Source organism: Thermoanaerobacter kivui, assembly GCF_000763575.1.
GTDB lineage: Bacteria > Bacillota > Thermoanaerobacteria > Thermoanaerobacterales > Thermoanaerobacteraceae > Thermoanaerobacter > Thermoanaerobacter kivui.
The window spans coordinates 1,928,772-1,942,500 of record NZ_CP009170.1 but is presented as its reverse complement, the minus strand read 5'-3'; the positions used below and the strand labels follow the sequence as shown (position 1 = coordinate 1,942,500).

11 protein-coding genes, 6 tRNA genes, 2 rRNA genes, 1 pseudogene and 1 riboswitch (1 of these 21 running past the window's edge) are annotated in these 13,729 nt (G+C 40.0%); of the genes and pseudogenes, 19 read left to right on the top strand and 1 reads right to left on the bottom strand.

Features of this window, described 5'->3' with window-relative positions; all coding sequences use genetic code 11:
• From TKV_RS09840 to TKV_RS09805, 8 genes are all read left to right on the top strand, one after another.
• Positions 1–2,417, top strand: a 23S ribosomal RNA gene (locus TKV_RS09840); it begins 597 nt to the left of the window's first position.
• Positions 2,418–2,447: 30 nt separating this feature from the next.
• Positions 2,448–2,599: ribosomal RNA gene (gene rrf, locus TKV_RS09835) — 5S ribosomal RNA — on the top strand.
• A 10-nt stretch (positions 2,600–2,609) separates the two neighbouring features.
• Positions 2,610–2,684 (top strand) — tRNA-Asn (locus TKV_RS09830).
• Positions 2,685–2,691: 7 nt separating this feature from the next.
• Positions 2,692–2,766: transfer RNA gene (locus tag TKV_RS09825), tRNA-Glu, on the top strand.
• Between the two features lie 5 nt (positions 2,767–2,771).
• Positions 2,772–2,847: transfer RNA gene (locus TKV_RS09820), tRNA-Ile, on the top strand.
• A 35-nt stretch (positions 2,848–2,882) separates the two neighbouring features.
• Positions 2,883–2,959, top strand: a tRNA-Asp gene (locus TKV_RS09815).
• A gap of 9 nt (positions 2,960–2,968) precedes the next feature.
• Positions 2,969–3,044 (top strand) — tRNA-Phe (locus TKV_RS09810).
• 28 nt (positions 3,045–3,072) lie between these two features.
• Positions 3,073–3,147 (top strand) — tRNA-Thr (locus TKV_RS09805).
• A gap of 593 nt (positions 3,148–3,740) precedes the next feature.
• Here TKV_RS09805 and TKV_RS12525 read toward each other — a convergent pair.
• Complete coding sequence (locus TKV_RS12525) at positions 3,741–3,905, bottom strand: hypothetical protein (protein WP_236617478.1); 165 nt, start codon at positions 3,903–3,905, stop codon at positions 3,741–3,743.
• 534 nt (positions 3,906–4,439) lie between these two features.
• On the opposite strand from TKV_RS12525, the gene TKV_RS09800 reads away from it, so the two are divergent.
• From TKV_RS09800 to TKV_RS09750, 11 genes and pseudogenes are all read left to right on the top strand, one after another.
• Positions 4,440–4,865, top strand: coding sequence for a 4Fe-4S binding protein (locus TKV_RS09800; protein WP_049685787.1), 426 nt, complete (start codon positions 4,440–4,442; stop codon positions 4,863–4,865).
• Positions 4,866–4,897: 32 nt separating this feature from the next.
• A complete protein-coding gene (gene cooS, locus TKV_RS09795; RefSeq protein ID WP_049685786.1) occupies positions 4,898–6,754 on the top strand; it encodes an anaerobic carbon-monoxide dehydrogenase catalytic subunit in 1,857 nt (618 codons plus the stop codon).
• An 87-nt stretch (positions 6,755–6,841) separates the two neighbouring features.
• Complete coding sequence (locus TKV_RS09790; protein ID WP_049685785.1) at positions 6,842–7,618, top strand: ATP-binding protein; 777 nt, start codon at positions 6,842–6,844, stop codon at positions 7,616–7,618.
• 122 nt (positions 7,619–7,740) lie between these two features.
• A complete protein-coding gene (gene lipB / locus TKV_RS09785; protein WP_148307285.1) occupies positions 7,741–8,421 on the top strand; it encodes a lipoyl(octanoyl) transferase LipB in 681 nt (226 codons plus the stop codon).
• Entirely contained in the window at positions 8,418–9,275 is an 858-nt protein-coding gene (gene lipA, locus TKV_RS09780) for a lipoyl synthase (protein ID WP_049685783.1), read from the top strand. The genes lipB and lipA overlap by 4 nt, the downstream gene beginning before the upstream one ends.
• Positions 9,276–9,427: 152 nt before the next feature.
• Positions 9,428–9,895 (top strand): annotated as a pseudogene (locus TKV_RS12515) (formate--tetrahydrofolate ligase); the annotation flags it as partial.
• An 89-nt stretch (positions 9,896–9,984) separates the two neighbouring features.
• A complete protein-coding gene (locus TKV_RS09770) occupies positions 9,985–10,611 on the top strand; it encodes a cyclodeaminase/cyclohydrolase family protein (RefSeq protein WP_049685781.1) in 627 nt (208 codons plus the stop codon).
• 118 nt (positions 10,612–10,729) lie between these two features.
• A riboswitch (molybdenum cofactor riboswitch) is annotated at positions 10,730–10,853 on the top strand.
• A gap of 139 nt (positions 10,854–10,992) precedes the next feature.
• A complete protein-coding gene (locus TKV_RS13030) occupies positions 10,993–11,187 on the top strand; it encodes a hypothetical protein (protein WP_049685780.1) in 195 nt (64 codons plus the stop codon).
• Positions 11,188–11,389: 202 nt separating this feature from the next.
• Entirely contained in the window at positions 11,390–12,190 is an 801-nt protein-coding gene (gene modA / locus TKV_RS09760; RefSeq protein ID WP_049685779.1) for a molybdate ABC transporter substrate-binding protein, read from the top strand.
• On the top strand, positions 12,187–12,963 hold the full coding sequence (locus TKV_RS09755) for an ABC transporter permease (protein ID WP_049685778.1): 777 nt from the start codon (positions 12,187–12,189) through the stop codon (positions 12,961–12,963). The genes modA and TKV_RS09755 overlap by 4 nt, the downstream gene beginning before the upstream one ends.
• Positions 12,956–13,627, top strand: coding sequence for an ABC transporter ATP-binding protein (locus tag TKV_RS09750; protein ID WP_049685777.1), 672 nt, complete (start codon positions 12,956–12,958; stop codon positions 13,625–13,627). The genes TKV_RS09755 and TKV_RS09750 overlap by 8 nt, the downstream gene beginning before the upstream one ends.
• Positions 13,628–13,729: the final 102 nt, after the last annotated feature.

Sequence of the window (13,729 nt, the reverse complement as noted above, 5' to 3'; positions counted from 1 at the left end):
AAACCATATGCCCACAAGCAGTCAGAGTCCGGCACTCAACCTAGTGTTTACTGGGTGAATAGAGTAAGAGGGATAGAAAGAGGTAGAAGTAGTTAAGAGAAGAGTAAGCACTAAGTTGAGTGCCGGATGATGGCGTACTTTTTGTAGAACGGGCCGGCGAGTTATGGGCATGCAGCGAGGTTAAGCGGAAGCGGAGCCGAAGCGAAAGCGAGTCCGAAAAGGGCGTAAGTTGCATGCCATAGACCCGAAACCGTGCGACCTACCCATGGTCAGGGTGAAGCCGGAGTAAGATCTGGTGGAGGCCCGAACCACGTTGGCGTTGAAAAGCCATGGGATGAACTGTGGGTAGAGGTGAAATGCCAATCGAGCACGGAGATAGCTGGTTCTCCCCGAAATAGCTTTAGGGCTAGCCTTAGGGTAAGGCCTATGGAGGTAGAGCACTGAATGGGCTAGGGGCCAAGGAGGTTACCGAACCCTATCAAACTCCGAATGCCATAGGCTAATACCTGGGAGTCAGACTACGAGTGATAAGATCCGTAGTCGAGAGGGGAACAGCCCAGACCTCCAGCTAAGGTCCCAAAGGGCATGTTAAGTGGGAAAGGAAGTGGGACTTCGAAGACAACCAGGATGTTGGCTTAGAAGCAGCCATACATTTAAAGAGTGCGTAACAGCTCACTGGTCGAGAGGTCCTGCGCCGAAAATGAACGGGGCTAAAACATGCCACCGAAGCTGGGGCTACCGCGGAAGCGGTGGGGTAGGGGAGCGTACTGTACCGGGAGAAGGTCAAGCGAAAGCGAGGCTGGACGGTACAGTAGAGAGAATGCCGGCATGAGTAACGCGAGTAAGGTGAGAAACCTTACCGTCGGAAGCCTAAGGTTTCCTGGGGAAGGGTAATCCGCCCAGGGTAAGTCGGGGCCTAAGCCGAGGCTTAAAGCGTAGGCGATGGGGAACCGGTAGAGAATCCGGTACCACCGAGGGCCGTTAAGAGAAGCGGGGACGCAGCGAGATAGGTGGAGCGTGCGGTTGGTAGAGCACGTCCAATCAGACACCGAAGGGTACGTAGGCAAATCCGCGTACTGGCAGGGGTCTGAGAAGGGGAGCTTGATAAGCGAAGCCACCGAAGCAGCTGCCAAGAAAAGCCGCTATCGAGGTCTGAGGTGCCCGTACTGCAAACCGACACAGGTAGGCGAGGAGAGAATCCACAGACGAGCGGGAGAACCCTCATTAAGGAACTCGGCAAAAAGACTCCGTAACTTCGGGAGAAGGAGTGCCGAAAGGCCGCAGAGAAGAGGCCCAAGCGACTGTTTACCAAAAACACAGGTTTCTGCTAAGTCGAAAGACGAAGTATAGGAGCTGACGCCTGCCCGGTGCTGGAAGGTTAAGGGGAAGTGTGAAAGCACTGAACCGAAGCCCCAGTGAACGGCGGCCGTAACTATAACGGTCCTAAGGTAGCGAAATTCCTTGTCGGGTAAGTTCCGACCCGCACGAAAGGCGTAACGACTTGGGCGCTGTCTTGATGAGGGGCCCGGTGAAATTGTAGTACTCGTGAAGATGCGAGTTACCCGCGATTGGACAGAAAGACCCCGTGGAGCTTTACTGCAGCTTGCCACTGGATTTTGGTAATTTCTGTACAGGATAGGTGGGAGACAGGGAAGGTGGTGCGCCAGCATCACTGGAGTCGGCGTTGGGATACCACCCTGAGATTACCGAAATTCTAACCTAGCACCGTAAACCGGTGTAGGGACACTGGCAGGTGGGCAGTTTGACTGGGGCGGTCGCCTCCTAAAGAGTAACGGAGGCGCCCAAAGGTTACCTCAGCGCGGACGGGAATCGCGCGAGAGAGTGCAAAGGCAGAAGGTAGCCTGACTGCGAGAGAGACATCTCGAGCAGGGACGAAAGTCGGGCTTAGTGATCCGGCGGCAGTGAGTGGGAACGCCGTCGCTCAACGGATAAAAGCTACCCCGGGGATAACAGGCTGATCTCCCCCAAGAGTCCACATCGACGGGGAGGTTTGGCACCTCGATGTCGGCTCATCGCATCCTGGGGCTGAAGTAGGTCCCAAGGGTTGGGCTGTTCGCCCATTAAAGCGGTACGCGAGCTGGGTTCAGAACGTCGTGAGACAGTTCGGTCCCTATCCGTCGCGGGCGAAGGAAACTTGAGAGGCACTGCCCCTAGTACGAGAGGACCGGGGTGGACGAACCGATGGTGTACCAGTTGCACCGCCAGGTGCACAGCTGGGTAGCCAAGTTCGGAGGGGATAAACGCTGAAAGCATCTAAGCGTGAAGCCCGCCTCAAGATAAGGTTTCCCACCCGTAAGGGGTAAGACACCTCGAAGACCACGAGGTAGATAGGCCGGGGGTGTAAGAGTGGAAACACTCTTAGCTGACCGGTACTAATCAGTCGAGGACTTGACCTTTGGCTTTGTGCAGTTTTGAGGGTCTAGATTTCCGGTGGCGATAGCGGAGGGGAAACACCCGTTCCCATTCCGAACACGGTCCACAAGGGGCCCCCAGACGGTCGCAAGACCGACTGGGGTGCTAGTTAAGCCCTCCAGCGCCGATGGTACTGCTTTCGCGGGAGAGTAGGTCGCTGCCGGAATTAAAAATATTCCTCAGTAGCTCAATGGTGGAGCAACCGGCTGTTAACCGGTAGGCTGTAGGTTCGAGTCCTACCTGAGGAGCCATTAACATGGCCCCGTGGTCAAGTGGTTAAGACACCGCCCTTTCACGGCGGCAACATGGGTTCGAATCCCGTCGGGGTCACCAAATGCGGGCCTTTAGCTCAGCTGGCAGAGCGGTCGGCTCATAACCGATTGGTCCGGGGTTCAAATCCCTGAAGGCCCACCATTTTAAATAAAAAATTAAAATTTTAATAATTTTGCGGCCCAATAGCTCAGTTGGTTAGAGCGCCAGCCTGTCACGCTGGAGGTCGAGGGTTCAAGTCCCTTTTGGGTCGCCATTACGTTATGCCTCGATAGCTCAGTAGGTAGAGCAAGGGACTGAAAATCCCTGTGTCAGTGGTTCGATTCCACTTCGAGGCACCATAATTTTTTATATAGATTTTATTCAGGTGCTGGCGTAGCTCAGGGGCAGAGCAGTTGATTCGTAATCAACAGGTCGTGGGTTCGAATCCCACTGCCAGCTCCATAAAATGCTTAAAAATCAAGGGTTGTAGAAACCTTGATTTTTTTGTTTCACCTGTAATGACAACCAAATGACAACATCTAATTTTTACCGTTTATAAATAACTTATTTAATTTTTCTGCTGCTTCTCTTTGCCTTTCGGGAAGTACATGCGGATATGTATTGAGGATGATTTTTACATCTGAGTGTCCAAGACGTTGCAGCTCCAAGGATAAAAAAGATTATGAATAGTTATATTTTAACGATGATGGTATAAAGTTTTTGTAGGAAGCAGTTTAAATAAACTTCTCATTAAAGGATTTTAACGTCACTTTCCTACAGAAATTTTACACTGTCTTATACAAATATCACATTGACAATAAAATAACATTGTTATATAATCAAATTACAGAAAAGTTTAGTTGATTGCAAAATGAAGCAAATATAAAAGTAAAAAAACACCATTATTAGAAACTAAATAACAAACTATGTGTTTATATGAGTCTATACATACAGTAAATTAGATGGTAAAAAGAGACAAAAGCAGAAAGGTAAAACTTAACACACCTGCTTGATTGTAAAAAAGTGTCAAGCATGTTAAAGCGAAAAGTAAGCTGCTAAGCTAAAAGTTGCTTTAAAGATAAAGGATGTTCAAGAGCTCCAAGCTTTGCTGTAATAATTAACCCAATGTGCTGTGTTATACATGCAAGCAAAACATCAGCTTTGATTGAGTTGGTATTTCTAAGCTTAAAATTATTTACAGACACGGGCTCTTTTAAAATAGCAATAGTTTTCTCAATAACTGTACGCTTTTTGTAAAGCTTAGACCACTTTTTAGAATGAGAGGGATAGTGGCAGGGCTCTATAATCGTTATGAAGGGAAGTATAAAAACCTATGAGAGAGGGAAGAGTTGAATAGTAGAGGTGTAAAGGTTTTCTTAAATTATAAAGAGAAAGAGCATAGATTCAAGGCTAAAATCCCTATGGCGATGGGTGTGGGAGTATAATGGTCGTAGAAAGAAGGCGGAATGATTTCAGACAAATCGACGAAAGACTCGAAGAGTTTGATAAAGGTTTGTCTTCTTCAAAAAAGGATTAAACATGGTCATAAATATCGGAAAAAAATAATTGTTTAGCTTTGTTTTTCAGAGGATTTCCTCCGTTTTGTGGATTTTGTATTTCTATGTAATATATAAAATTTCGACAAAAGCGGGGGAATTCCTTTGAAAATATATAGCAGAACCCTTTGATTTATGAGGATTTGGGGATTCTGCAAAAACCTACAATGTAACGGTGAAAGGAGGGGGAATAGAAGGATGAAAAAGATAAGTTTTGAGAAAGAGCGTTGTATGACCTGTCATAACTGTGAACTTGGATGTGCCACTGTCCATTCTTCAGGTAAGAATCTGATTTCAGCTATTGAAGAGAATGTTATGCCAAGAATTCACATTATCTTCAATGAAAAGAAAAATGTTGTTGCCGCAGAACAGTGTAAGCATTGCAAGAAGGCAAAATGTATTGAGGCATGTCCTGAAGGTGCACTTTATCAAGACAAAAGAGGGATGGTACTTCTTGATTGGGATAAGTGCACAGGGTGTGGGGCTTGCGAAGAAGCGTGCCCATTCCATGCAATTAGAGTTACTGCAAAGTGTATAAAATGTGATCTTTGTAAAGATGTTTCGGATGTTCCTGCGTGTGTTATGTATTGTCCCACTGGTGCTTTAACATATAAAGAGGCTTAATTTAATGAAATAGAATTAAGGAGGGAGATAAAATGGAAGAGAAGAGAACTATTGACATTGCAACTGCAAAAATGTTGGAAAAAGCAAAAAAGGATAATGTGGAGACAGCTTGGGATAGAGCTGAAAAAATGAGACCTCAGTGTGGTTTTGGTGAAACAGGTGTATGTTGCCGTATTTGTAATATGGGACCTTGTAGAATTGACCTTGTAGGTGACGGACCGAAAAAAGGTATATGTGGTGCTGATGCTGATGTAATAGTTGCAAGGAATCTTATTAGAATGATTGCTGCAGGTGCTGCTGCTCACTCTGATCACGGAAGGGATATTGCTCACACTCTTCATATGGCAGCAGAAGGTTCAGACTATGATGTTAAAGAACCCGAAAAATTAAAGGAGATAGCTAAATATTTTGGCGTTAAAACAGAGGGTAAAGATATAAAAGAAATTGCGAAAAAGGTAGCAGAGAAAGCATTAGAAGATTTTGGTAGATACAAAGGTTTAGTGGCATATCCTAAAAGAGCTGTTGAACAAAGACAAAAGATATGGAAAGAGAACAATGTTTGGCCTCGTTCCATAGATAGAGAGATTGTTCAGATAATGCATCAAACTCATATGGGTGTTGATGCTGATTATATAAACTTAATACAGCAAGGTGTAAGAGCTGCTCTTGGAGATGGTTGGGGTGGCTCAATGATAGCAACTGATATAAGCGATGTGCTCTTTGGTGTGCCAAAGCCTATAGAGACAGAGGTTAATTTGGGTGTTCTTGAAAAGGATATGGTCAATATAGTTGTGCATGGACATGAGCCTACTCTCTCAGATATGATTGTACAGGCATCTCAAGATAAAGAACTACTTGAAAAAGCTAAAGAAGTTGGGGCAAAAGGCATTAATCTTGTAGGAATGTGCTGCACAGGTAATGAAGTTGTTATGAGACATGGTACAAAAATGGTAGGTAACTTTTTACAACAGGAAGCTGCAATAGTAACAGGTGCAGTCGATGCTATGATCGTGGATGTGCAGTGTATTATGCCATCGCTTAGCTATGTTGCTTCCTGCTATCATACAAAGCTTATAACAACATCTCCAAAAGCAAAGGTACCAGGTGCTATTCATATTGAGTTTGATGAAGAACATGCTTATGAGATTGCAAAGAAGATAATTATGGTAGGAATTGAAAATTACAAGAACAGGATACCAGAAAAAGTGAATATCCCTGAAGAAAAGAGCAAAGCAGTTGTAGGCTTCAGTGTTGAAACCATCTTAAATGCACTGGGTGGAAGTGTAAAGCCACTTGTTGATGCTATAGTTGCAGGCGATATAAAAGGTGCAGCTGGTCTTGTTGGTTGTAACAATCCTAAAACAAAGCATAATTATTATCATGTAGAATTGGCAAAAGAGCTCATTAAAAATGATGTTCTTGTTGTTTTAACAGGATGTGCAGCTTATGCTTGTGGAGCGGAAGGACTTTTGACTCTTGAGGCAAAGGAACTTTGTGGTCCTGGACTTAAAAAGGTATGTGAGCTTTTGAAGATTCCACCGGTGCTTCATATGGGTTCTTGTGTTGACTGTAGCCGAATTTTAATATTGTTGAATGAACTTGCAAAATATCTTAAAACTGATATAAGTGATCTTCCTGTTGCAGGTGCTGCACCAGAGTGGATGTCTGAAAAAGCGGTTTCCATTGGAACTTACTTTGTGGCATCTGGCGTATATACTATTCTTGGTGTGTGCCCACCTGTACTGGGCTCTAAGAATGTAACAAAACTTCTTACAGAAGATGTAGAAAAGATTTACGGTGGAAAATTTGCTGTAGAAACTGATCCACATAAAGCTGCCCAGCTAATTATGGATCATATTGAAACCAAGAGAAAGGCTTTGGGTGTTTAACAACATATTAAAACAGGGCACTTAAGTGCCCTGTTTTAATATCGCGATTTTTGTGAAAAAGGATATAGAAAAAGGGGAGCATAAAACATGAAAATAGCAATAACTGGAAAGGGAGGAGTTGGAAAAACTACTCTTGCAGGGGTTTTAGCAAGGCTTTATGCATCAGAAGGTAAAAAGGTTTTGGCTATTGATGCTGATCCTGATGCGAATTTAGCTTTGGCTATAGGTTTTTCACCTCAAGAAGCTGCAGGGATTACTCCAATAGCAGAGTTAAAACAACTTGTGGCAGAAAGGACCAACGCAAAGCCTGGTGTTTTTGGGCAAATGTTCAAGTTAAATCCCCGGGTTGATGATATCCCTGATAGATATGCAAAGGAACACAAAGGAGTAAAACTTTTAATAATGGGAACTGTGGAAAAAGGCGGAAGTGGCTGTGTTTGTCCTGAACATGCTTTGATTAGAAGTCTCATGAAGCATCTTCTTATATTCCGAGATGAAGTGGTTATTATGGATATGGAAGCTGGAATAGAACATTTAGGAAGAGGAACCGCAGAAGCTGTTGATGCTCTTATTGTTGTTGTGGAACCTGGTGCAAGAAGTCTTCAAACCTATCATAAGATAAAAGAACTTGCATCTGATCTGAAGATTAAAAATATATTTGTGGTTTTAAACAAAGTTAGAAATGAACAAGATATTGAATTTATTAAATCGAACATTGATGATAAGCTTCTTGGCTATATGTCTTATAATCAGGATATTATAAAAGCTGATTTAGAGGGAGTTTCACCCTTTGATATTAGTCCAAAGACTGTTGAAGAAGTAAAAGCTATCAGAGATTCATTAGAACAAGTATTAACTTCTTAATCTAAGGATTTTATTTAATTATAAATAACTATTTGCCAAAGGAATTAATTTTATTACTCATTTTGAAATAATATGATATAATATTTACGATTGAAACTATCAATATTATTTTTGTGGTGATGATAATGGATGGAATTTTACTAAGACTTGGTCTTATTCCCTATCAAGAAGCAAAAGAAATACAATTAAAAGCTTTAGATTTAGTAAAGAATAGCAAAACTGAAATGGTTTTGATTACACTTCAACATCCTCCAGTCTATACTATCGGGAAGGCCGGTGGTTTTGAAAACATATTGGTCTCACTTGAAGAATTAAAGAAAATTGCCGAGGTTTATGAAGTGGAAAGGGGAGGTAATATTACCTTTCATGGACCGGGGCAGATAGTGGCATATCCTATTATAAACCTTAATAAGTGGAGTAAAAATGTTCATAAGTTTGTTTATTCTTTGGAAGAGTGCATTATAAGACTTTTGAAGGATTATGGTATAGAAGGATCACGAAAGGAAAAATATCCTGGTGTTTGGGTAAAAGATGAGAAGATTTGTGCATTGGGAGTTGCTTTAAAAAGATGGGTTACGTGGCATGGAATTGCTTTTAATGTTAGTACTGACCTGTCTTATTTTTCAAAAATTACCCCATGTGGAATTAAAGAATATGGTGTCACTTCTTTAAAAAAATTAGGTGTAGATGTGGATTTAAGAGAAGTTGAAGAGAGGTTGATAGAAAAATTTGAAGAGATATTTGATGCAGATTTAAGAGAAATGACAAAAAGTGAATTTTTAGAATGGAGTGGGCAAAATTGAAGAAACCTGAATGGTTGGATGTTAGAGTAAATAATCCTCAAAGAGAGACAATAGAGAAGATGTCAAAATTTTTAGGTGACCATAGGCTTCACACCGTTTGTCAAAGTGCTCATTGTCCAAATATTGCGGAGTGTTTTGGTAAAGGCACAGCTACTTTTATGATAATGGGGAATATATGTACAAGAAACTGTCGATTCTGTGCTGTAGAAAAAGGTAAGCCACTTCCTTTAGATGAAGAGGAACCTAAAAGGGTGGCTGAAGCGGCGAGGAGATTAAACCTTCGTCATGTAGTTGTAACATGTGTAACAAGGGATGATTTGGAAGACGGAGGGGCAGAACATTTTGCTAAAACAATCTCTGAACTGAAAAAGATACCGGGTGTTACCGTAGAAGTTTTGGTTTCTGATTTTCAAGGCAAAGATGAGTCAATACAAACTGTCGTAATGGCAAAACCAGAAATAATTAATCATAATGTAGAAACGGTACCGCGTCTTTATCCTGAAGTAAGACCAATGGCAAATTATGAGAGGTCTTTATATCTTCTTAAGAGAGTTAAGGAATTGGATCCATCTATTTATACAAAATCAGGTATTATTGTTGGTTTGGGAGAGAGCGAAGAAGAAGTAATAGATGTAATGAAAGATTTGAGGAAAATTAACTGTGATATTATAACAATCGGTCAATACCTAAGTCCTTCGAGGCAGCACTTAGAAGTTAAGGAATATGTTGCACCTGAACAGTTTGAAAAGTACAGAAAGGTTGGTTATGAATTGGGATTTAAGTATGTAGCCTCAGCTCCACTTGTCCGCAGCTCCTATAATGCTGAGGGTATAATAAACAGTTTCGAAAATTAACGACTAAATAGGGTTCTTTAAAATCAAAATATAAGATAAAAATTTTGATGAATAAATCAATTTTCCAAAAAAAGCAATTTTGCGGATTAGAATGAAAAATAAAAAAGCAAAAAATTCTAGTATATTAACAATATCTTAGTAATATCTATAAAAACGTTGTTCTTTCTGAGGTTTGGGCAAAAGGTGGAGAAGGTGGAATTGAGCTTGCAAAAGAGGTTCTAAGATTGATTGAGGAAGGAAAGAATGAGTATGCTCCACTTTATCCTTTGGAGATGAGCCTAAAAGAGAAGATTGAGACAATTGCGAGAGAGATATATGGAGCTGATGGTGTTGACTACACACCAGCGGCAAACAAGGAAATTGAGAATCTTGAAAACTTAGGATATGGCAAGCTTCCAATCTGTATGGCAAAAACTCAGTATTCATTGAGCGACAATCCATCTTTGTTAGGCAGACCTACCAATTTCAAGATAACAGTAAGGAATGTAAAGATTTCTTAAGGAGCAGGTTTTGTTGTAGTATTAACTGGTGAAATTATGACCATGCCAGGATTGCCAAAGAAGCCAGCTGCTGAGAATATAGATGTAGATGAAACTGACAGAATTACTGGACTGTTCTAAAATCCATTTATTTAAATATTAAAAAAAGGAGATGTTTTTATGGAATATTAGAGAACAAAAAATGATTATCGTGAAAAGGAGCAAATATTATGTTGGTGGATGATAAGGTAAAAGAATATCTTGCAAAAGTGAAATCAGGTTCGCCACTTCCTGGATGTGGGAGTGTTTCGGCATTGGTAGCAGGGCTCGGTATGGCTCTATCAATCATGGTTTACAATCTCACAATGAGTAAAGATTTTTATAATGAATATGACATCAGTATAAAAGAAGAAATGGGAAAATGGCTTAAAATTAGCAATGAATTATTTGAGGAATATGTAAAGTTAATAGATGAAGATGTTCAAGCATATATGAACGTATTAAAAGCTATGAAGATAGCAAAAGAAGATGAAAGGCAGGGGAAATTGAGGCAAGAAGCGATAAAAAAGGCTTACATCGATGCAATAAATGTTCCAATGAAAATTGCGAGACTTTGTGACCAAGGCTTTTTACCGATTTTAATTATTACAAAATACGGAAATCCAAATGCTCGGGCAGATGCTGTTGTTGGTGCCATTTTGCTCTATGCAGCCCTGCAAAGTGCAGTCATAATTGTCAAAGCAAATCTATCATATATAGAAGATAAAGAAATCATTGAGAATACCTTAAAAGAATGCAACATTCTCATCGAAAAATGTAAGTCTGTTAAAGATGAGATACTCAATTTGGAATTTTAAATTTCTATTTAAGCTTTATATTTGTTTTTTTTTACAAAATCTTACTTTTTTACATGTATCTAAAATTACTTGACAAAGCCAATTAATTGACATAAAATTATCAATAAAGAAGATTGACAATACAATAACTCTCCGAGCCTTTATGTCTAAGTGGCGAAGAGCCCTATGAGATAAAGGCCGATAGGGTATTGATGGAAACGTCAATGCCTCCCGTGTTGGAAAGGAGAGGTAATGCATTCGTACTTATGCAAAGCAAGAATGCGGTAGAGAAGTTGCATCCTTGCTTTGTGAAAACGATGTAGTGCCTTCTCCGGAAGGCATTTTTTTTGTGCCTCTGGAAGGGACTAATTTAAAAGGCTGAAAGGCCGCTATGGGCAGGTAGTGAAAAATCAGACAAAGACAAAAGTGTCTATTGTAGGGTGGGATTTGAAGGAAGCCAGTGGCGAACTTTTGGTTTTATGGACAAGATACGCATATGAGGTTGGATTGGAGGTGAGTAAAATAATTTCAGACAAGTCGACGAAAAACTCGAAGAGTTTGATAAACTTAGATTTGTCTTCTTTAAGAAAGGATTGAACATGGTCATAAATGTCGAAAAGGGATAATTGTTTAGCTTTGTTTTTCATAGGATTCCGACCGTTTTTGTGTTTGACATATATAAAAGTTCGACAAAAACGGAGGAATTCTTTTAAAAAATATATATTAGGAATCCCTAAATTATGAAAAGTTTAGAGTTTTACAAAGCTTAATAAAATATTGTGATAAGGAGGTTTCTTAAATGAAAAGGAAAATTTGGTTGTTGACGATTTTTACAATGTTAATGTTCCTTATCAGTGGATGCGTTAATGCTGGCAAGACTTCAAACGAGACTTCAAAAATCGAAAGAGCAAATTACACAGGACAAAAACTTTATCTTTATGCAGCGGCATCACTTAAAAAACCTATGGATGAAGTTATTTTCAGCTTTGAAAAGAAAACAGGAGCCAAAGTAATACCAAATTATGGAGCTTCCGGTGAACTTTACTCTCAGATAAAAAGTGGACAGCCTTGTGATATTTATTTTCCTGCTGATTGGCTTTATGTTGATAAACTAAAAAATGATGGTATGCTAAAAACTTCTCAGAAATTCTTGGAAGATGTTGTAGTGCTTGTAGTTTCAGAAAAAGGCAAGAGCAAGGTCCAAAAGGTGGATGATTTGTTAAAACCGAATGTAGCAGTGGGAGTGGCTGATCCTAAAGCTCCTATCGGTGTTTATACCGAAACAGCACTTAAAAAAATGAAATTGTGGGAAAAATTAATTTTGTCGGGAAATCTTAAAGCTCGACCTGTAACTGTTAATCAGGTTGCGATGATGGTTAAAAATGATGAGCTTGATGCCGGTTTTGTTTACTCAAGTGTAGCTAAGGCTTTTGGTTTGGAATATGTACAAATAATACCAAAAGAATATACAGGAGAAATTGTATATGGCGCTGCTATTATCAAAGGTGGTAATGAAAAACTTGCTCAAGAATTCTTAAATTTTGTTAACAAAAATATAGAGAAATTTACTAAATATGGATGGAAGGTTGCTAAAAAATGAGGAGGAATATTATTGAGGTAATATTTCTACCCATGTTCTTTATTTTGATAGTTTATCCCGTAGCTACTTTGTTAGGACATGTTAGCATAAATGGAATAGTTAAAACATTTCACGATTGGCTATTCTGGAAAAGCGTTAAGAACACTTTTGTAGCTGCCTTTTTTGCTTCAATTTTAGCACTTTTTTTGGCTTTGGGATTTGGATATTACCATCTTTTTTCTAAGAATTCTTTTATATATCGCCTTGCCAATCTTATGAATGATTTGCCTGTTGCTGTGCCCCATACAGTAGCCGGAGCTGCTCTGCTTTTGGCATTTGGACGCAATGTTTTGGGATTTATCAGCAATACTGGTCTTGCTTTCATGATGATTTCGGTTGTATTAGCTATGTTTTTTGTATCATATCCATTAGCTGCAAGAGCAATAACAAGTGGAGTAGATCAAATAGAACCAGAAATAGTAGACGTAGCGCGCACCTTAGGGGATACACCCTTCAAAGTTTACTTGCGAATTATCCTTCCTCTTTTGAAAGAGGCTATATTTTCAGGACTAGTACTTACCTTTGCTCGTTCTTTAAGTGAGTTTGCTGCTGTAATTATGTTTGGTGGAAATATTCCAGGTGTTACTCAAGTTTTAGCTTCTTATGTATTTACTAAAATTGAGGAGGGCGAACTTGATATGGCTGTGACAGCTAGCGCTTTTTGTGTCGTAATGTCTTTGATTATCGTTGGATTGTTAAACTTAATAAATAAAAGGAGCATTAAAGATGCTTGAAATTATTAGTATAATCAAAAGTTTTAAAGAACGAAAAGTGTTAAAAGATGTAACACTCAAGATAGCTTCTGAGATTAAGGTAATAATAGGATTGAATGGAAGTGGTAAATCTACATTGCTTAGAATCATAGCTGGTATAATAAAACCTGATAAAGGGCAAATAATTATTAACGGCCAAGATGTAACCATGCTGCCGCCCGAACACAGAGAGGTAGGATATGTGCCGCAGCGCACAGCCCTTTTTGATCATCTGACAGTAAAAGATAATATCATGTATCCATTGAAAAATGGGCGGGGCTGTGAAAAAACAGCTGAAAGAATGATTGAAATGTTGGGCTTAAAAGACTATTTGCACTTCAAGCCACGACAACTCAGTGGTGGATATAAAAGTAGGGCCTCGTTAGCGCGAGCTTTGGTATCTGAGCCTTCGGTTATGCTTTTGGACGAGCCTTTTAGTGAAATTGATGTTGCGAGCAAAGAAAAGCTTTTGCCCAAGTTTTATGAGGTGCTAAAAAGCAGGAATATACCGGTGTTGTATGTTACACACGATGTTCATGAGGCAGAGTTAATAGGGGATAGATTTGCGGTTATGACTGATGGAGAGCTTATTCATATTGGTTCGGCATCTGAAGCCTTTGAGTTTATAAGAGGTAAGATATTTTAAAAATCATATCTTCAAGCCATGTCAAAGCGATGATATAATTGAGTATATTGATTATTATGGTAGGTTTAAAATTTTGGTGTACACATGAACATGAAGGGGGCA

What these genes read in the sequence shown, in the direction of transcription:
- TKV_RS09800 (WP_049685787.1), top strand. Translation starts at nt 4,440, where the DNA reads ATGAAAAAGATAAGTTTTGAGAAAGAGCGTTGTATGACCTGTCATAAC.
- cooS (WP_049685786.1), top strand. Translation starts at nt 4,898, where the DNA reads ATGGAAGAGAAGAGAACTATTGACATTGCAACTGCAAAAATGTTGGAA.
- TKV_RS09790 (WP_049685785.1), top strand. Translation starts at nt 6,842, where the DNA reads ATGAAAATAGCAATAACTGGAAAGGGAGGAGTTGGAAAAACTACTCTT.
- TKV_RS09770 (WP_049685781.1), top strand. Translation starts at nt 9,985, where the DNA reads ATGTTGGTGGATGATAAGGTAAAAGAATATCTTGCAAAAGTGAAATCA.
- modA (WP_049685779.1), top strand. Translation starts at nt 11,390, where the DNA reads ATGAAAAGGAAAATTTGGTTGTTGACGATTTTTACAATGTTAATGTTC.
- TKV_RS09755 (WP_049685778.1), top strand. Translation starts at nt 12,187, where the DNA reads ATGAGGAGGAATATTATTGAGGTAATATTTCTACCCATGTTCTTTATT.
- TKV_RS09750 (WP_049685777.1), top strand. Translation starts at nt 12,956, where the DNA reads ATGCTTGAAATTATTAGTATAATCAAAAGTTTTAAAGAACGAAAAGTG.